We start from the raw sequence: 18748 nt of genomic DNA, 5'->3' as shown, positions 1-18748 counted from the left end.
AAACCGGCAATAATCGGGTATCATTGTAGTGAGGATACCTATGGAAACAAACCAAAAAACGCAATTAACCAAATATTTAGCCCATTGTGGGCTCTCGTCACGCCGCAAAGTGACCGATTTGATTAATGAAGGACTTATCGCTATCAACGGGGCTATTGTTAAAAACCCTGGCGAACGCATAAACCCTACCGACACTATAACCTGCCAAGGCAGAGTTGTTCGACCTGAAAAGAAGGTCTATATCTTGCTTAACAAGCCAGAAGGCTTTGTTTGTACGCTTTCAGACCCTAACCAAGAACGAACAGTTATGGAACTGGTCCAGCTACCAAGCAAGCAACGCATTTATCCAGTTGGTCGTTTAGACCAAGACACCACCGGTGTTTTGATTATGACCAACGATGGAGATTTAGCACAGCAACTCGCACATCCACGCTTTGCCAGAAAAAAAGTGTATCACACACTGCTTGACCGCGATCTAGATCCGCGCGATTTAGAAAAGATTAGAAACGGCATCACGTTACGAGACGGCAAAGTTAAAGCAGATCGGGCCTATTTTGTGCAAGGCAGAACCAAACGCCATGTTGGGGTTGAATTACACAGCGGCCGCTATCACATTATTAGAAGAATTTTTATGCATCTTGGGTACCACGTAACCAAGCTTGATCGCGTTGCCTACTCGTCGCTTACCAAACGCGGTGTTACCAAAGGTAACTGGCGCTACCTGACTCAAGAAGAAATCAGAATGCTCCAAGCACCAGAAGTAAAATACGTACCAACAAAGCGCATTGCCAAAAATTCTAAATAAGTTTTTATATTTTTTAAACAAAAAAAAGACCTACAAGTTTAAACACTCGTAGGTCTTTTTTTTGTTGCTATAAAAAAATGCTTTACTAGCTCAATACTAATAACTTTAACTAAAGACAAGCCAACAACTAAAAACCATTCAAAAAAGCCCAATGCAACCGTATCAAAAAGATCTTGCAAAAAGGGTAGGTACACAACAGCTAATTGCATCAAAAATGAAATAACTACGGCATAATTCAGCATTCGATTAGAAAATGGATTCATAGTAAAAAAAGAAGATCGCATACTTCGAACTGAAAAAACATAAAACAATGTATGAATCGAAAGCGCCGTAAAAATAATAGTACGAATATAAGCAAAATCAAAAACTGAAAATTTTAATAGAATCATATAAAGAGTAAGTAAAAAAAAATCAGTAATTATACCAATAACAAAAATCAAAAGCTTCATTTCACGGCTCACAATCGACTCATTTTTGCTGCGCGGCTTTTGAATCATCACATCAGGCTCTGCAGGCTCAACCGTTAACGCAAGATATGGCAGCCCATCTGATACTAAATTAATCCAAAAAATTTGCGCCGCAGTAATGGGCAACGGAAGGTCAAGAATAAAGGCAGAACCAATTAAAACAATTTCACTAAAACTGTCGGTCATCAAGTAAACAATTATTTTACGAATATTATCAAAAATAATACGCCCCTCACGAACAGCAGCACTTATCGTAGACAAATTATTGTCCAACAAAACAATGCTCGCCGTTTCATGTGCAACATCAGATCCAGAGCCCAGAGCAACACCAATATCAGCCGCTTTAAGCGCCGGAGCATCATTAACACCATCACCAGTCATAGCAACCGACTGGCTCTTTTGTTGCCAAGCACGAACAATGTCAATTTTATGACGCGGCTCAACACGCGCAAAAACGGTAATGTTTTGAATTAGGTCCTCAAGTTGGCCTGGCATCAATTGATCTAGATTGCTGCCAGACATGACACGTTCGTTCCCAACAGGCAACCCAACCAAACGAGCAACATGCGTTGCTGTTTCTACATGATCGCCAGTAACCAGCACAACGTAAATTCCTGCATTTTTAAGCTCACGCACCGTATCAGCCGCATGCTTACGCAATGGATCTTGGATCCCAATAAGTCCAAGACAATCTAAATTTTTTATATCATGCTCTAATGAAATATGAGATTTTTTTGCTTCAGCAACAGCAAGCAAACGCAGGCCCTGGGCCGATAATTCTCGCATTCGTTGCTCAAATTTCTGCAAGGCAGCATTTTGCTTACACAATGAAAAAATTTTTTCAGGCGCACCTTTTACTATAAGAACTTCTTCTTCAAAATAACGATGTACTGTAGCCATATATTTTTTTTCAGAAGAAAAAGGCAGCTCTGCCAACCGCACAAATTCTTGCCGACACACAGCACTATCTATGCCTGCTGCATGCGCTGCCGCCAATAATGCCACTTCCGTTGGTTGACCAATAAACGTTTTATGTACCACATCAACATCGGCATTACTATTCAAAACACAAGCCGTCAACAAATAATTAATTTCAGAATCCAATGATAGAACACGCTGGTTCTCTTGATCAAAGTCATACTCTATAGCAGATGTTATAGCTTTTACAACGCACATGCGTCCCTCTGTTAATGTCCCTGTTTTATCAGTACAAATAACCGAAACACTACCCAACGTTTCTGCCGCCACAAGATGCCTAACCAAAGCTTGACGCTGTAACATGCGCCGCATTCCAAGCGCTAACACAACAGTCAACGCAACCAACATGCCTTCTGGTACAGCAGCAACAGCCAGTGCGATGCCAGTCGTTATCAAATCGCCCAAGGCGTGGCCACGAGCAACGCCAAGAGCAACCACACCTGCTGTTAAGCTAACCATTCCTCCACCAAGAAGCCAGCTAAACCGCTTCAACTGCTCTTGCAAGGGCGTTAAACCTCGTTTTGTTTCACTAACCAAAGCAGCAATCATACCAAGTTGCGTTGCAGCCCCGGTAGCAACCACAACTCCTTCTGCCTTGCCGTTCAACACATGCGTGCCAGCATAAGCCATATTACGCCGATTCCCAACCGGGCAAACCTCCAATAAAACCCCACACTCTTTTTTTACTGGCTTTGCTTCGCCCGTTAACAGCGCTTCGTCTATCATACAATCAGCAACAAAAAAAAGACGCATATCGGCAGGAACTCGAGAACCCGCTTCAAGAACAACAACATCACCCGGCACCAACGAAGCAGCATCAACAATACCATAATGCCCCGATCTCTTAACCTTACACCACGAGACTTCATATGATTTTAGAAGCTGTCTCGCTCGATCGGCTCGCCATTCTTGTACAAAACCAATAATAATATTAACGACTACAACAATCAAAACAATAATACTATCTTTGTATTCGTTTAAAAAAAAACTTGCTCCTGCTGCAAGCAACAAAATAATCATTAAAGGATTCAGAAACTGGCTCATTAAAACACTCAACCAGGTTGTTGTTTGTTTTTGGGTGATAACATTGTAACCATAACATTTTTGCCGTTCATGAACTATTGGCAATGATAATCCTTGTTGACTATCAATTTGCAATTCTTTTTCTAACTCATTAATTGATTTCTGATATGCATTCATTGTACCACCAAGCTTTGTTTGCTATCATTCATTCAAAACATCATTAACATATAACGTAATTGCAATAATTTTTTCAACAAACAAAGAATTTTTATTTTAAAAAAACTAGCGATATAGAAAAGTTTTTTTCTTGACATAGGAGTACCAGGCTGCTACCCTCTTGCAAGCATAAGTTATTTATTGAGATTAATAGATTTTTACAAAGATATTGTTACAATGTCTTTGTAAACAAAGTCCCTAAATGAACAATACTTATGTATTGTTCGCCCCCCCAACCCTCCAGCTTGTCCTAAGTTGGAGGGAGTTTTTTTTAAACCTATTTTTTATTATTGAGCAGCAACAACCTGACTAACTGGCCCTCGTTTCAGCGAATCATTCTTTTTAAAAACTGCACGCACAACATATGCCAAGTGATCATTAACAGTGTGCTGATCAACAAATTCGCAGACAGTCAAAAAAACATCGTTGAGCGGTGAACGCGCAATAAAACCCTGTTGGTTTAAACGGTACACTTCGTAACCAACCAGTGTTACCGTATCCTTAGGACTCGTAACAGGTTGCCAAGAAATTATATTGGTAATAGCAACACGTTCAACATGTAGACAACGCACTGAAGGTAAATCGAGCGTATTAATTTTTTCTACTTTTTCTGTTGGAAAAGAAAAGAGTGAACGATTTTTTCGTCCACAATTGGTTAAAAAAAATAAAGAAAAAAACAATGAAAGAATCGTCAAAAAATTTACTAAAAATAGTGTCATAGCTCAGTAGTTATTCAGAAAAAATCAACCCAAACTCTTCAGCAGCTTTTCGCAATTCAGCAGCATCGTCGTCAGACAATTCTTTTGTTGTTTGAATGTGCATATAAAGCGCTTGGTTGGTTCCATGAACGTAACTAACAAATTGTGCAGCAAAAGGCTTAACATATTCTATCGTAAGTTTATCTAAAAAACCTTCTTTCAAAAGAAACAAAAACAAAACTTGATCAACAAACGAATACGTCACATGCTCGTCTTGCTTCAATAATTCGGTTGCCCGCCTACCACGGTCCAGCACACGCCGACTTGCACGGTCAAGCTCTGAGCCAAATTGCGCAAATGCCAGCAATTCATTGTACTGTGCTAAATCAAGTTTTAATGTCCCTGCAACTTTTTTAATAGCCTTGGTCTGGGCAGAACCACCAACACGTGATACCGACAAGCCAACATTAACGGCAGGCCGCATACCACTATTAAATAAACTGGTATCTAAAAAGATCTGACCATCAGTTATTGAAATAAGATTGGTCGGAATGTAAGCAGAAATGTCGTCGCCCTGCGTTTGAATAATTGGCAATGCAGTTAACGAACCACCACCTTGCTCGGCAGAAAGCTGGCCCGCACGCTCTAAAAGACGCGAGTGAATATAAAAAATATCGCCAGGATACGCTTCACGTCCAGGTGGACGGCGCAACAAAAGCGACAATTCACGATACGCAATGGCATGCGCGCTCAGATCATCGTAAACAATCAAAACGTCTTTGCCCTTTTTCATAAAATATTCACCAATGGTGCAGCCCGAATATGGAGCCAAGAATTGATTTAAGGCAGATTCTTTAGCATCTGCATTAACCACAATACAATACTCAAAGGCACCATGCTTTTCAAATTCATAAATAATTTTTGCCGTGCTCGACTGCTTATTACCAATCGAAACGTAAATACAGATAACGTTTTTGCCCTTTTGATGCAAAATGGTATCAATAGCAATGGTGGTCTTTCCTGTGCCACGATTACCAATAATCAGCTCACGCTGCCCACGACCAATGGGAATTAAACTATCGGCAACCACAATACCAGTTTCCATTGAACGGTTTACTGGGCTACGCTGTGCAATACCGGCAACAGCATGCTCAACAGGCATTAGTTTTTCAGCTTTTATTTCACCACACGCATCCAGCGGCATACCACGAGCATTAACAACGCGACCAACAAGAGCCTCGCCAACCGGCACACAGAAAACAGTTCCCGTGCGATGTGCAACTTCTTGCTCAATAACAATACAGCTGCTATCAAGCAAAACAACAGAAACATAATCTTCGTCAAGATCAAGGATAATCCCCTTGCCACCATTTTCAAAATTAATAAACTCGCCAAAAATAGCATTGGTCAGGCCATAGACCTTACAAATACCATCGCCAACTTTAATAACCGTCCCAATTTCTTCTAATTTTTCTTGGGGCTTATCACTTAATGATTTCTCAAGAATAGAAATTATATCCGTATCTCTTTCTACCATAGTCTCACTCGTCGAAGCACTGAACGTTTTACATTTTCTAAATGTTGCGCAATGGAGCTCTCCCACATAAGAGTCTCACCTTTTATCTTAATGCCACACACCAACTCAGAATCAACTAAAAAAGTCACTTCTACCTTTTTCACTTCTGGAATTTTTTCTAACTGTACAATGACTTCCTGTTGTTCTTGATCAGTTAAATGGTGCGATGTAGTTACCTCAAAGAGTAACATATTTTTGCGAATGCGATACAACCTAATCACTTGACACACAATATCATAAATCATCTCAATACGACGGTGCTTAAGCAACGGCTTAATCAAGCGCACAATGGTCTTACAAATATTAAGTGTTTCTAAAATCTTTTTGAGCATAAGCTCTTTAAATTCATCACTAATGGTTGGAATATCTAAATAAACACAAACGTATTTATGTTTCTTAAAAAACGCTTCCAACACGAGCAAGCTTTGATAGCAACGATCGTCAAGAAGGTCTTGATAAAGATTCATCAGCGCTTGCGCATATTTTTTCGCAAGTGCTTCACTTTTTAAAATCATTATAACGTTGTTTTTACTGACCCAAACTGTTCAATACATTGTTTAAGAACATTCTTGCCTTTGTCGTGAGCATATTTTTGAACAAGCTCTTTGCGTGCAAGATCTACCGCTTCAGGAATTGCTTGTTGCATTTCTTTTGCCAACGTCAAAAACGTTGCTTGAATTTTTCTTTTCTCAGTAATCTGCTCTCTAATTTTTTCATGCTCTTTATCAAGCACTTCTTTTCTTTCTTGCTCAGAGTCATACCATGTTTTTACTTTACGCTCGAGCAAAACAAACATCTTTTTTTGATGAGAAATAGTGCGCTCAACGCGATTCATGGTAGACATTATCAGCTTTTCTTTTTCTAAAAGCTCAGTTTCTCGTTTTCTTAACGATCTAAGTTGTTCATACAAAAACGGCACCACGTATGCTTTTATCAATACATACACCTGATAAATCAACAAAGAAAAAAGGGTAAATCGAAAAACAATTCCCCAAAAGTCAGTCTCGATATGCATGAGAAACTTTCTTCACAAAAAATTCTTTACTGACACGTACTGCCTGTTCTATATCTTCTGAGCTCTTTTTATAAACAACTTGAAGCGGCACTTCAGGATAGCTAATAGTAGGAAGCGCATAGTCTTGTTTAAGATGCTGTTTAAAACTCACTAAAGAATCTGCCTTTTGAGCAACTTTTTCTTTTAAAGCACTTTCATACTTGGTTAAAGAATTAAGCAACCCTCTTCGAATAAACGCACGATGCCGCAGTAACATAATAAGTGGCCGCAGTAAGAAGTGACTTAAAAAGGCATACGTCAGCCAAAAATTTATAATCTGGATAAAAAGCGTGGCATTAATTTGCATAGCCTAGTACCCCACATACCGCTTATTTGCCAACGTAAAACAATAAAATAAGCGAAATAACCAAGGCATAAATAGCCGTTGATTCAACAAATGCAAGAGCTATAACCATGGTTCTAAAAACAACGTTGGAACTTTCTGGCTTCTTACCAATGCTCTCACAGGCTTTACCGCCAATGAACCCTTGCCCAAGCGATGGCCCCAATGTACCGATTCCCATGCACAAACCAGCAGCTATGTACGCGGCTATTGGCACCCAATTTGTATCAGCCATATTAAATCCTTTTGCTTTAGGTCTTCAGGTTAAACAATGTACTGTGTGTAGTATGTAAAAAGAATAGTTCTTTTGTCAAACATAAACAGGGAATTCTTCCGAAAGATAGCTTGTTTTAGGCTAAACAGACCCCTCACAAGCACCAGAATTCACCTGTTTTTTATTTTCCGTTTCAAATGTTGTAATTTTTGCTGGCGTAATAGCGCCAATATTTTCTATAAAATCTTTAACTGCTTGAATGTGCTTTTCCTGCTCTTCAAGATCAAATTCAAAATCTTGATTGCAATCAAGCGTTAAAACAGGAACATTTTTTAAAACATCAATAACATCTTTCTTGTCAATCAACCAATCTTGATGGCGTTGATGAAGAGCTTGTAAATATGCTAATGGAATTTCTGACTCTTCAGAACGATTACGCTTCGTTAAGCGCTGATAGCACGTTTCTGGGGTTGCTTGCAAATAAACAAAACCACTTGGTCGCGTAGTATATTTTTCAACCAACCAACCAAACCATTCTTTATAAATTTGCCATTCAAGCTCACTCATAAGACCCGCTTCAAAGCAATTTTTGGCAAAACAATAACGATCGCAATAAACCGAACGCTCAATTACGTGCACCTTATCGCCCGTTGCTCGTTCTTCGTGCTCCTGCTGCGCCTGAACACGACTAATAAAAGCATATGACTGAAACGTGTAGGCCCAACGTGGGGTATCGCTATAAAAAAGATTGAGCAAATTACCTGAAGCACCCACTTGTTGCCATTTATCAGTAGGTTCAAAAATAACATCAATATCAAGATTACGACGCAAAATATCCAAAAAGGTCGACTTTCCAGCTCCAATATTTCCTTCCAGAACGAGAATATGCTTCTTTTTTGGTGACGTCATTATGGCTCCTTAAAAAAATTGATGTCATTGCAGTTTGAAATAAACAGTTTTTTTATAGCACAAAAAGTGTCCTAGGATTTTAGCTTCTTATTTTATGAAAATCTACAGAAAAGAAAAAAAATTGGATAAAATAATCGCAAAACAGCTCCTACTCTTGACAGTTGTGTACTTTTTGATTTACTGTCCCGTGTTGCAACACCCCTCCAGCCACCCCCAAAGTGCGGGTATATTGTTCTATAAACTTTTATGCTATGCTGGCAAAGTTATCGCTCAAGGGTCGTAATAATAAATGAATATTTAGGAATTTAAAAAAATGAATCTTTTACGTATTATCCGTAATTTTTTTCTTGCTTTAGCTCTTATCGCAACACCATGCTACGCATCAATGGAGTTTGACGACTTTGATGAACTTGACTTTGATTTAGATGCTATTCAAAATTTTGAAAATAACTGTCTCTTAACCAGAACAACCCCTGCGCAAGGATTAACACTTGCTCTTTTGGGTCAAATTAAAAGCCCTTTGTGGAACAATACACAAGCTCCAAAAGGTCGCGACGTGCTTTATCTCTTGCCCCACAAAATAACTGCTATCGAACATGGGGGCTTTGCTGCAAGCTACTTCTTTAATATGACCGACAAAATGCAAGTTTCTGCAGACTCTCTTTTAGACATTACCTCAATCAATCCAGAACTTATCAAATTTATCACAGACTACGTTGCACAAAATGCCCCCAATAATGTCTCTTCAGAAGAACTTTTAACACTTCTTCCTCTTTTTCAAAAAATGCGTATCCAAGAAAGAAAAACAGGCTTCTTTTTACAAGGAGCTTTTGTACAAAAACCCTTCACGTTTCAAATCCATACATCACTACAACTTTCTGAACGCAACTTCTTTTTAAGCAATAAAGATAAACAACAGGCACTAGCAATAGTAGAAAAAGTTCGTCCTGGGCAAGGGGTTAATGAAGATGAGTTTTTTATCATTAGATACGGCATGGGCGACACACGACTCAAACTGGGCCTGAATTCATTAAACATGACAAGCTTTAAGGTTGATACAGGTTTTGAAGCAATTTTACCAACAAGCCTTGCTGTTTCTAACCCACGCTTTACCGATATATCTCTAGAAGTATCAGATATCGATCAATTAACCGAATCACTCCTTGATCAACTCCGCGGCATACGAGATTTCCTGCTGAATCCTCAACTTGGCAATGGTGGCCATTTTGGCGTTGGTTACTATTTAGAATCAAAAGTTGGGATTTTCAGAAATCTTGCCCATCTTTGGTTTCGCTTTTCTTATGATAAACTTTTCCCTGGCCAAGAAACACGCTTGCTCATGTTTAAGCAGACAGCAGAAACAAATCTTGACGCTATTAATATTCCAGGTCTTTCTGATGAAGAAGCAGCAGCATTAATACAAAAGTATATAGATCAGTTTATTTTTCCAACACCATTTAAATCAAACGTCTACCCTGGCGGCATTTTCAACATTGTCATGAGCGCTGTAGTAAATGCTAAACCGTGGCAAATTGCTTTTGGCTATGATTTTTACGCACAGCAACGAGAACGCATTGTTTCTATTAAAAGCTCACGTGCTCAACTTTCAGACTTACGCGTAAAAGACGCTGAATTACCAAGTACTAACCAACATAAATTTTTCACCGAAGTTTGTCATATCAAAAAACATAAGAACTCTGAAATAACGCTCGGCCTTGGCGGTGATGTTACAATGTACAGTATCAATATTGGCAAAGACTGGACCGCATACTTCAAATTCGCAATGTCCTTTTAATGTGCACTAATCTAAAGGAAATAGGGTATTTTTATGAACAAAAAAACATTTTTTTTATTTTCCATACTCCTGCTCGTTAGTCCTGAGAATAATGCTAAAACTGAAACAAGCAAAACTAATACAACTACAAAAACTGCCACCTCAATAAGCCATAAACTTACCGGCAGTAACATGAAAAACCTGGACCAAGTTTTTCAAATGTTTCCTATGGGTCTACTGAAAATAAACTTTGCCCAACGCGATATAGCAAAAGTAATCAAAAGTATTGATGGTATAGAATTTCGCACACCACAAGCAGAAACAGAAAAAGCATTTGTTGATAAACACCTTGAAACCATGTTGAAGCCGGTAAAGGAATTTTTTGATATCATTACGGCATACAGCAGCTTAGTCGAACCCCTCGTTAAAGAAAGCATCATTCAACATCGCAACATAAAAGCAGAAGAGTCTATTTTGATCGATTTTTTACACAGCAAAAAAGATATTGTCACCTTCTGTGCTCAAGATATTACCTCAGTACCAAAGCTTCATAAACTGTGCGAAGAAATTCTTGCCTTCTTTAAAGATATTAATGAAAGCGTTTCAGACCAAACACACGTAGCATACAAAACACTTGTTGAACAAATAAAAAATAAGCAAAAGACTCAAAAAAAGTAACTCTGCATGAATAAATTAACAGAACTCTGTGGCAGCATTGAAAAAGTAATTTACAAAAATAATGAAAATGGTTTTTCCGTTTTCACACTTAAAGTAAGCAGCTCAGAATCTGTTATTGCTAAAGGCTTTCTTACCGACATTCACCAGGGAGAGACCGTTTCTCTGCAGGGCTTGTGGGCGTTTCATCCAAAATTTGGACGCCAATTTGATGTTAAAGAATATTCAACCAAAGCTCCAGCAAGCATTGAAGGCATCAAAAAATATCTAGCTTCAGGCCTGATCAAAGGGATTGGCCCCAAGTTTGCCGAACGCGTAGTAGAAACGTTTGGCGAGAAAACCTTAGAAGTTATTGAAAACCAACCTCACCGACTCATGGAAGTTGGCGGGGTTGGCCATAAACGCGTTGCCATGTTTATTCAAGCCTGGCAAGAGCAAAAAGAGATTTCAAAAGTAATGATCTTTTTGCGTGGCAAAGATGTTTCAACAGCATTTGCCGTGAAAATTTTTAAAGCCTATGGCAATGAATCGTTAGAAAAGATTCAAAAAAATCCGTACCAGCTGGTTGAAGATGTGTGGGGCATCGGCTTTAAAAGTGCCGACCAAATAGCGCTTAAGCTAGGCCTTGAGCCAACGTCACTTGATCGCATTAAAGCCGGGATTACCTATGCTATTACCGAAGCAACCAACAACGGCCATTTGTATCTTGAAGTTTCAGAAGCCAAAGAACACGTTGTTGAGTTACTTGAAATTAATAAAGAAGAAAGCCAAGAAAAGATCAAGCAGGCCCTGCATCAGCTCTATGAACAAGACAAAATAAAATTAATAAGTCATAAAGAAAAACATTATCTCTCATTGCCCAAGTTTTATTATTCTGAAAAAGGCATCGCAAAAAAAATACGTTTCTTTTTAGAAAACCCCTCAAAACTTGATGTTAACTTTGACACTATTTATAACTATATTCGCACGCCAGATGCAAATGGCTTTGAGCTCAACGAAGACCAGCAACGCGGTATCTTAACCTGTCTTCAAAACAATATTTCGGTAATTACCGGCGGTCCTGGAACGGGTAAAACAACGCTGGTTAAAAAGTTTTTGGAAGTCTTAGAAACCAACCACATCAAGTTTCGTTTAGCAGCACCCACCGGCAGAGCTGCCAAACGCATGTTTGAGGGAACCGGGCGCAATGCCGAAACATTACATCGATTGCTCGAATTTTCACCGTCGACCATGGGTTTTTTGCGCAATGAACAAAACGCACTCGATTTAAAATTTTTAATTGTAGACGAAGCCTCTATGCTCGATGTTTTTTTAATGCATTCAGTCTTGCGCGCATTGCCACAAAAGGCTCATTTGGTGCTACTGGGCGACGTAGATCAACTTCCGTCAGTTGGTGCCGGCAACGTACTCAACGACATTATCGCTTCGCAAACAATTCCCGTTATACGCCTCACACAAATTTTTAGGCAAGCTCAAGACAGTCTCATTATTGTAAACGCACACCGCGTCAATCATGGTGAGTTTCCAACATCGGCCTTGCCCGGCTCTAAAAAAGATTTTGTTTTTTTAAAACAAGAAGAACCAGAAGAAATTTTCCCGCTTTTGCGCAGAATCTATTTAAGCACCCTGCAACAACGCAACATACATCCAGACAATGCAGTGGTGCTGGTTCCCATGAACCGTGGCACCGTTGGCACCCAGCGCTTAAACCAAGAACTGCAAATGATTTTAAATCCCAGTTCAAACGAAGAAAAAGAAATCACACGCTTTGGCCAAGTGTACAAAATTAACGACCGTGTTATGCAAATTCGCAATAACTACGATAAATTTGTTTTTAACGGCGACATTGGCAAAATATCAGATATCGACAAAGTTGAACAAAAAATGGTGGTAACGTTTGGCGAACGCGCACTTGAGTATGACTTTACCGAAATTAATGAATTGGTACTTGCTTACGCCATCTCTATTCACAAAAGCCAAGGCTCAGAATTTGATGCCGTTATTATTCCCATTTTTATGCAACATTTTATTTTGTTACAACGCAACCTGATTTATACTGCTATCACTCGCGCTAAAAAATATTGTATTCTGCTAGGCCAAACTAAAGCAATTGCTATGGGCATAAAAAACAATAAAGGCGTGGTGCGCAATACCTTCTTAAAAGAATTTTTGACCACTGATCTTGAAGCCAGATAGAGACAGGAATTAGTTGACATTCGCTCAAGATAGTGAGAAAAATTAAGCAACGAACAATAACATTTATTCACTTTGTAACGTGAAGAAAACATGGTACACCAACATTGTTTTGATGAATGCACCTTCGTCATTTTTGGCGCAACGGGCGATTTGAGCAAACGTAAGCTTATTCCGGCAATTTACAAACTGGTCCAAGATCGCCGCTTATGCAAATTTACCATCATTGGGATTTCAATTGACCAAACTGATGAAAAAAAAATTATAGAACAAGCAACTAAATTTATTGTTGACCCACAAGCAGATATTCTTACCACACTCGTAAATTCATTTCATTATTATCAAATGGATTTTAGCAATAAAAAAGCTTATGCCAATTTAAAAAACTTTTTAGAAAAGTTTGAACACGAACAAAAGCTACCAAAAAATAGACTGTTTTATTTTGCTACCATGCCCGAGCATTTTATCGACATTACCAAGGGCCTGGTCAAACACAACATTGTACAAAAAAAAGAAACCGCAACTAAAACAACAGATCCCTGGTCGCGCGTGGTTTACGAAAAACCGTTTGGTCACAACCTTAAATCATCACAAAAAATTAATCGCTACTTGGCCGATGTTTTTAATGAAAATCAAATTTATCGTATTGATCATTTTTTAGGCAAAGAATTGGTAGGCAATATCGCACTAGCACGCTTTACCAATCGTATTTTTGAACCACTCTGGAACAATAATCACATCGAAAATGTTCACATCGTTTTAAACGAAAAAATTGGCGTTGAAGGCCGTGGGGCTTACTACGACGCCAACGGTGCCATTAAAGATATGGTTCAAAGCCACGTGCTACAGCTGCTTGCACTGACGGCAATGGAAGCACCCGACAAACTTGGTGCGGCATCAATTCGCAATGCCAAAGCAACCGTACTCAAAAAAGTACAGATCGACAAAGTAATACGCGGACAGTACGAGGGTTATCTCAAAGAAAAAAATGTCAGCCCTCGCTCAAAAACAGAAACATTTATTGCCATAAAAGCACTCATCGACAACAAACGCTGGCGCGGCGTCCCTTTTTATTTAACCACCGGCAAATGCATGCCAATCAAAGAATCATACATTCAAGTTAATTTTAAAAAAGCCGAGTGTCTGCTTTCAGCCTGCCCTTCAGAGTCAAATTATTTCAGAATTAATATTGAACCAAACGAAGGCTTTTATTTAAGTTTGAATGCCAAAGTTCCCGGCAAAGCAAACGAAGTAACGCCGGTAACCATGGAGCTGCCACACGCACGCCTGCTGGGCCCCAACACACCGGAAGCATATGAAGTTTTGATAGCAGACATTATGAAGGGCGATCAATCAGCTTTTGTGCGCGGCGATGAAGTACAAATTTCTTGGAAAATTGTTGAACAAATCGACAAAGCACATAATGCAAAGCTCTATAGCTACCCCCAAGGCAGCACCGGCCCTCACGAAGTAAAAAAAATTTTTTCTCAAAAATAATAGGATCGCCATGAACGTAGGCATAATTGGCTTAGGACGAATGGGGCAAGGGATTGCTGACCACCTCACCAAAGCAGGACACTCGGTTGTTGGCTTTGACCCAACACCACAAGCACAAGAAGACGCACTAAAAATTGGCGTTACCATCGCCCCAAGCCTTGAAGCACTTGCTCGCGATGTGCGCATTTTCTGGCTCATGGTCCCAGCTGGCGCACCTGTCGACACTACCATCGAACAACTTTTGCCGCACCTTCAAGCACAAGACATCATCATCGACGGTGGCAATAGCTGGTTTCACGACTCAATTCGCCGCGCGGACATGCTGGCCGAAAAAAATATTCACTTTCTGGACTGCGGCACCTCGGGTGGGCTTGCCGGACGCGAATGTGGCTACTCGCTCATGATTGGGGGAAGCAAAGAAATTTTTGAAAAAGTAGAACGTATTTTTATTGCCATTGCCGCACCAGACGGCTATGCGCTCTGTGGCCCCGTTGGCGCTGGGCATTATGTAAAAATGGTGCACAACGGCATCGAATATTCGCTACTGCAGGCATATGCCGAAGGGTTTCATTTATTAAAAAGTGGTCACTATAAAAATCTTGATCTCGAACAGATTTCAAATATCTGGATGCATGGTTCAATTATTCGTTCATGGATTTTGACACTCGCGCATAACGTTTTTGAACACGATCAAAATTTTGCAAACATTTCAGGACAAATTGGCGAAAACCAAACCGGCCGCTGGACGCTTGATGAAGCAGAAAAACATGGCGTACCCATGCAGCTCCTCAAAGACGCACTCGATATCCGTGCCTGGTCACGCGAAACCGGCGGCAACTATGCAACTAAAGTTGTCGCTATGCTGCGCAATCAATTTGGCGGCCACGCACTAAAAGAGAAAGACTAATATGCAGATTATCGACATCAGCTGGCCAATCTCTCTCACAATGACCAGCTACAAAGACAGTAAGCCAGTGACGTTTTTGTGGAATAAAAATTTCCCCAACGACAATGCGCGCGACTCAAGCATCACACTCAATTCGCACACCGGCACGCACGTTGATGCCCCCTCCCATTTTTTAGAAAATGGCGACACAATCGAAACAATCGGTCTTGAAAGACTGGTGGGCCCATGCCGCGTACTCGACCTTTCACACGTCACCGAAAAAATTATACCTGCCGACTTAGAACCACACAACCTGCAAGCAGGCGAACGCATTTTGCTGAAAACAAAAAATAGTGAGCGCACCGCAACTGAAAAATTTGATCCAACATTTACTTATGTCAGTCACGAAGCAGCACAATTTTTTGCTGACAAAAATGTTTGGTGTGTAGGCATTGATTATCTCGGCATTGAACGCAATCAGCCTGATCATGCAACACATGAAATTCTTTTCAAAGCAGGCACTATAATTATCGAAGGCCTACGTCTTAACCATGTAAGCGCTGGCTCGTACAATTTGTACTGCCTGCCATTGGCCGTTCATGGCCTTGAGGCAGCACCAGCACGTGCAGTGCTCATAAAAAATTAGACAAGAAAAAAGGGCCTCAGTTTTTGAAGCCCTTTAAAAATTATTCGAAGCGTCGATTGCGCTGGATAACCGTTTGTAACGGCGGCCGACAGGCAACTTTTTTTTCTTTGACCAACTGCTGGCACGTTACCCCGCAGGTGTTATCATAAACTTTTAAGCACGGCGTGCATGAAATAAAAAGCTTGTTGCACGATGCATTAACGCAATTAGTATACTCATCACACGGCTTTGCGCACACATCACAGGTGCCCAAAATATCGTCATTCACTTTGACTGTCACCCGGTTGTCAAACACATAATTTTTGCCACGAAAGAAACCTTCAGGGAATTTTTCAACATAGCGATGAATACCCCCCTCAATTTGCATAACATTGCGCGCAACACCTTTTGTATTCAAATAAGCCGTGGCACGCTCGCAGCGAACTCCGCCGGTGCAAAACATCAAAACTTCTTTATCTTTAAATTCATCTAAATGCTGGTCGATATAATCAGGAAAGTCGCGAAAGTTAGTAATGTCGGGAATGATCGCATTTTTAAAAGTACCCACGCGCGATTCATAATCATTACGCGTATCAAGAATTATCAAGTCTTTTGGTGGCTTGGCCATAAGCTCATGCGCTTGTTCAGGCGTTAAATGCTGACCAGTGCTGCCAACGGTAACATCTTTTGCCTTTTTTCCAAGACCAACAATCTCGTCACGCAAGGCTACGCGCAAACGTGGAAAGTAATCAATATCGTCCTCGCCAATACTCTCTTTAAAGTCTATACCCGCAAACAACGGCGTCTCGTTCATGATGTTGATATATTCTTGGGTTGCCTGCTCACTGCCTTCAAGCGTTCCATTAATGCCCTCGTGAGCAATTAAAACGCGGCCTTTCAGGCCCAACTGACGACACACTTCTTGCTGCCAATTAACGATAAGCTGGGGCTCAACAATCTCAACATATTTATAGTACAGCAAAATCTTTTTCATGCCTTCATTCCATTGGTATGCGCGTAAGACGTTAAAAAATCAAAAAAACAACGACCAAATCAATTTATCACTAAATACTAAAAGAGTCGACTTTTTGCCTATTACTTACAAAAACCTTATAATTTTATTTGACAATGAAGCACTAAAAAGATACTATACGTTGCATAGATAATACTTTGAAAGCGCCCCTTCGAGACGCCCTATGGGCTCCTCAGGGCAAACGGGTTATGACCAATAAGTCGTAAACAACCCCGTAAAAACATGCCGGGATAGCTCAGGTGGTAGAGCAGAAGACTGAAAATCTTTGTGTCGTCGGTTCAACTCCGTCTCCCGGCACCAGCCTACGCCCTACGTGGCTTTGGCTGGCAGGCTCTCTTCTTTAATGAAGTTCAAATGAAAAAGAAAAAATATCTTACTAAAGCTTATCCCGCCCTCTCCGTGCATCCTGAGGAGCACGTTGTAGCTTGAAAAGCGAAGACGGGCGTCTCGAAGGACGTCTCCCGGCACTTTTAAAAATTACCCCATTTTTTCCTCAATTATGCACTTTTTTGATCCTTTTAGCTGAAATATTGAGCATTTTTTCAAATATGATAAGCTTTAGAACAGAACATCGATAAAGCTTAGATAATTCACTTCCATCAGCAAAATAGGTTCAGCAATGTTTGAATTTTTATCTCAAAAATTTTCTGGCGTCTTGGGCTGGCTTAAAGACCGTGGCCGCTTGACTGAAGAAAACATTCAAGAAGCTCTCAACCAAGTTCGCGACGCTCTTCTTGAAGCTGACGTTCCATTAGACATCGTCCAAACTTTTTTGCAGCAAGTAAAAGAGGAAGTTGTTGGTATTAAAGTATCAACAGCACTTAATCCCGGCCAACAAATGATTAAGATTGTCCATGACAAGGTTCTTGATTTTCTTGGAGGCAAAAACACCCTGAGTGGCATTACGTTTCAAATTCCATCAGTCATTATGGTTATGGGATTGCAAGGTTCTGGTAAAACAACCAGCATTGCAAAGGTAGTCCACTGGGCCCTAGAACAAGCAAAAAGCCGTGGCAAAACCAGACGTATTCTGGTGGCCTCGGTCGACTTTTACCGCCCAGCAGCTGTTGAACAATTAAAAATTTTAGCAAACCAAGTGGGCGTGGACTTTTATCAAGCAACTAATACCGATCCGGTTAAAGCAGCCCAAGAGATTAATACCTACTTTAAAAACAACCGCTACGAACTCTTGTTCTTGGATACCGCAGGGCGCCTGCATATCGATGGCACCATGATGCAAGAACTAAAAGCCATCAATCAATTGCTCGTGCCAAAGTACAAATTTCTTGTTTTGGACGCCATGACCGGCCAAGAGTCACTCAAAGTAGCACAAAGCTTCAATGAAGCTGTTGGCTTTGATTCAGCAATTATGACCAAAATGGATTCCGACACCCGTGGCGGAGCAGCATTTGCCTTTAAATTTGTTTTAAAAAAGCCAATCGCTTTTGTAGGATCTGGCGAAAAAATAGAAGATTTAGAGAACTTCATTCCAGAGCGCATGACCTCACGAATGTTGGGCATGGGCGATATGATGACGCTCATTGAAAAGGCCTCACAAACCATCAGCGAACAAGAGCAAGAGTCGATGAGTAGGCGCTTTATGAGCGGCAACTTCTCACTCAAAGATTTTGCAGAGCAAATGGACATGATCAACAAGCTTGGCTCGCTGCAAAAGCTTATGCGTTATCTCCCTGGAATGGGATCGGTTTCTACTGAAATGATGGACAAGGGCCAGGTAGAAATGAAGAAATTTAGAGCTATAATTAGCTCAATGAACAAAAA

General features: G+C 40.3%; 17 protein-coding genes and 1 tRNA gene. 9 read left to right on the top strand and 9 right to left on the bottom strand.

Annotated features, from left to right (window positions below):
- Positions 1 to 40: 40 nt before the first annotated feature.
- Positions 41 to 805 (top strand): rRNA pseudouridine synthase, encoded by a 765-nt coding sequence (locus tag K2W90_06695; GenBank protein MBY0354022.1) that lies wholly within the window; start codon positions 41 to 43, stop codon positions 803 to 805.
- A gap of 38 nt (positions 806 to 843) precedes the next feature.
- Here the strand turns inward: K2W90_06695 and K2W90_06690 are convergent, their stop codons facing one another.
- The 8 genes from K2W90_06690 to K2W90_06655 all read right to left on the bottom strand — a co-directional run bounded on the left by K2W90_06690 (position 844) and on the right by K2W90_06655 (position 8283).
- Positions 844 to 3450 carry a cation-transporting P-type ATPase gene (locus K2W90_06690; GenBank protein ID MBY0354021.1) on the bottom strand — a complete coding sequence of 869 codons (2607 nt, stop codon included), beginning with the start codon at positions 3448 to 3450 and terminating at the stop codon, positions 844 to 846.
- 326 nt (positions 3451 to 3776) lie between these two features.
- Positions 3777 to 4208 carry a hypothetical protein gene (locus K2W90_06685; GenBank protein MBY0354020.1) on the bottom strand — a complete coding sequence of 144 codons (432 nt, stop codon included), beginning with the start codon at positions 4206 to 4208 and terminating at the stop codon, positions 3777 to 3779.
- 10 nt (positions 4209 to 4218) lie between these two features.
- Positions 4219 to 5724, bottom strand: a complete 1506-nt coding sequence (gene atpA / locus K2W90_06680) for a F0F1 ATP synthase subunit alpha (GenBank protein MBY0354019.1) — start codon at positions 5722 to 5724, stop codon at positions 4219 to 4221.
- Positions 5718 to 6278: an ATP synthase F1 subunit delta gene (gene atpH, locus K2W90_06675; protein MBY0354018.1), complete on the bottom strand. Its 561-nt coding sequence runs from the start codon at positions 6276 to 6278 to the stop codon at positions 5718 to 5720. Before atpH ends, atpA begins: the two co-directional genes overlap by 7 nt.
- Positions 6278 to 6700 (bottom strand): hypothetical protein, encoded by a 423-nt coding sequence (locus K2W90_06670; GenBank protein ID MBY0354017.1) that lies wholly within the window; start codon positions 6698 to 6700, stop codon positions 6278 to 6280. Before K2W90_06670 ends, atpH begins: the two co-directional genes overlap by 1 nt.
- A gap of 61 nt (positions 6701 to 6761) precedes the next feature.
- Entirely contained in the window at positions 6762 to 7124 is a 363-nt protein-coding gene (locus tag K2W90_06665) for a hypothetical protein (GenBank protein MBY0354016.1), read from the bottom strand.
- A gap of 22 nt (positions 7125 to 7146) precedes the next feature.
- Complete coding sequence (gene atpE, locus K2W90_06660; protein MBY0354015.1) at positions 7147 to 7395, bottom strand: ATP synthase F0 subunit C; 249 nt, start codon at positions 7393 to 7395, stop codon at positions 7147 to 7149.
- Positions 7396 to 7515: 120 nt separating this feature from the next.
- A complete protein-coding gene (locus K2W90_06655) occupies positions 7516 to 8283 on the bottom strand; it encodes a deoxynucleoside kinase (GenBank protein ID MBY0354014.1) in 768 nt (255 codons plus the stop codon).
- A 313-nt stretch (positions 8284 to 8596) separates the two neighbouring features.
- On the opposite strand from K2W90_06655, the gene K2W90_06650 reads away from it, so the two are divergent.
- The 6 genes from K2W90_06650 to K2W90_06625 all read left to right on the top strand — a co-directional run bounded on the left by K2W90_06650 (position 8597) and on the right by K2W90_06625 (position 15954).
- Positions 8597 to 10078 carry a hypothetical protein gene (locus K2W90_06650; protein ID MBY0354013.1) on the top strand — a complete coding sequence of 494 codons (1482 nt, stop codon included), beginning with the start codon at positions 8597 to 8599 and terminating at the stop codon, positions 10076 to 10078.
- Positions 10079 to 10111: 33 nt separating this feature from the next.
- The gene (locus K2W90_06645; protein ID MBY0354012.1) at positions 10112 to 10735 is read left to right on the top strand and encodes a hypothetical protein; all 624 of its coding nucleotides are present in this window, start codon (positions 10112 to 10114) and stop codon (positions 10733 to 10735) included.
- Positions 10736 to 10741: 6 nt separating this feature from the next.
- Positions 10742 to 12928, top strand: coding sequence for an ATP-dependent RecD-like DNA helicase (locus tag K2W90_06640; protein ID MBY0354011.1), 2187 nt, complete (start codon positions 10742 to 10744; stop codon positions 12926 to 12928).
- Positions 12929 to 13018: 90 nt separating this feature from the next.
- Complete coding sequence (gene zwf, locus K2W90_06635; protein MBY0354010.1) at positions 13019 to 14422, top strand: glucose-6-phosphate dehydrogenase; 1404 nt, start codon at positions 13019 to 13021, stop codon at positions 14420 to 14422.
- Positions 14423 to 14432: 10 nt separating this feature from the next.
- Complete coding sequence (gene gnd / locus K2W90_06630) at positions 14433 to 15329, top strand: decarboxylating 6-phosphogluconate dehydrogenase (GenBank protein ID MBY0354009.1); 897 nt, start codon at positions 14433 to 14435, stop codon at positions 15327 to 15329.
- A 1-nt stretch (position 15330) separates the two neighbouring features.
- Positions 15331 to 15954, top strand: coding sequence for a cyclase family protein (locus K2W90_06625; GenBank protein MBY0354008.1), 624 nt, complete (start codon positions 15331 to 15333; stop codon positions 15952 to 15954).
- Positions 15955 to 15994: 40 nt separating this feature from the next.
- Here the strand turns inward: K2W90_06625 and K2W90_06620 are convergent, their stop codons facing one another.
- Positions 15995 to 16927 carry a rhodanese-related sulfurtransferase gene (locus K2W90_06620; protein MBY0354007.1) on the bottom strand — a complete coding sequence of 311 codons (933 nt, stop codon included), beginning with the start codon at positions 16925 to 16927 and terminating at the stop codon, positions 15995 to 15997.
- 263 nt (positions 16928 to 17190) lie between these two features.
- On the opposite strand from K2W90_06620, the gene K2W90_06615 reads away from it, so the two are divergent.
- Positions 17191 to 17266: transfer RNA gene (locus tag K2W90_06615), tRNA-Phe, on the top strand.
- Between the two features lie 319 nt (positions 17267 to 17585).
- On the top strand, positions 17586 to 18748 hold a 1163-nt coding region (locus K2W90_06610), incomplete at its 3' end, for a signal recognition particle receptor subunit alpha (GenBank protein MBY0354006.1).

The sequence above is a fragment of the Candidatus Babeliales bacterium genome, from assembly GCA_019749895.1.
Classification (GTDB): Bacteria; Babelota; Babeliae; order Babelales; family RVW-14; genus AaIE-18.
This window is presented reverse-complemented; position numbering and strand designations above follow the sequence as displayed.

Coding starts and splice junctions, on each gene's coding strand:
- K2W90_06695 (MBY0354022.1), top strand. CDS start 41: ATGGAAACAAACCAAAAAACGCAATTAACCAAATATTTAGCCCATTGT.
- K2W90_06690 (MBY0354021.1), bottom strand. CDS start 3,450: ATGAATGCATATCAGAAATCAATTAATGAGTTAGAAAAAGAATTGCAA.
- K2W90_06685 (MBY0354020.1), bottom strand. CDS start 4,208: ATGACACTATTTTTAGTAAATTTTTTGACGATTCTTTCATTGTTTTTT.
- atpA (MBY0354019.1), bottom strand. CDS start 5,724: ATGGTAGAAAGAGATACGGATATAATTTCTATTCTTGAGAAATCATTA.
- atpH (MBY0354018.1), bottom strand. CDS start 6,278: ATGATTTTAAAAAGTGAAGCACTTGCGAAAAAATATGCGCAAGCGCTG.
- K2W90_06665 (MBY0354016.1), bottom strand. CDS start 7,124: ATGCAAATTAATGCCACGCTTTTTATCCAGATTATAAATTTTTGGCTG.
- atpE (MBY0354015.1), bottom strand. CDS start 7,395: ATGGCTGATACAAATTGGGTGCCAATAGCCGCGTACATAGCTGCTGGT.
- K2W90_06655 (MBY0354014.1), bottom strand. CDS start 8,283: ATGACGTCACCAAAAAAGAAGCATATTCTCGTTCTGGAAGGAAATATT.
- K2W90_06650 (MBY0354013.1), top strand. CDS start 8,597: ATGAATCTTTTACGTATTATCCGTAATTTTTTTCTTGCTTTAGCTCTT.
- K2W90_06645 (MBY0354012.1), top strand. CDS start 10,112: ATGAACAAAAAAACATTTTTTTTATTTTCCATACTCCTGCTCGTTAGT.
- K2W90_06640 (MBY0354011.1), top strand. CDS start 10,742: ATGAATAAATTAACAGAACTCTGTGGCAGCATTGAAAAAGTAATTTAC.
- zwf (MBY0354010.1), top strand. CDS start 13,019: ATGGTACACCAACATTGTTTTGATGAATGCACCTTCGTCATTTTTGGC.
- gnd (MBY0354009.1), top strand. CDS start 14,433: ATGAACGTAGGCATAATTGGCTTAGGACGAATGGGGCAAGGGATTGCT.
- K2W90_06625 (MBY0354008.1), top strand. CDS start 15,331: ATGCAGATTATCGACATCAGCTGGCCAATCTCTCTCACAATGACCAGC.
- K2W90_06620 (MBY0354007.1), bottom strand. CDS start 16,927: ATGAAAAAGATTTTGCTGTACTATAAATATGTTGAGATTGTTGAGCCC.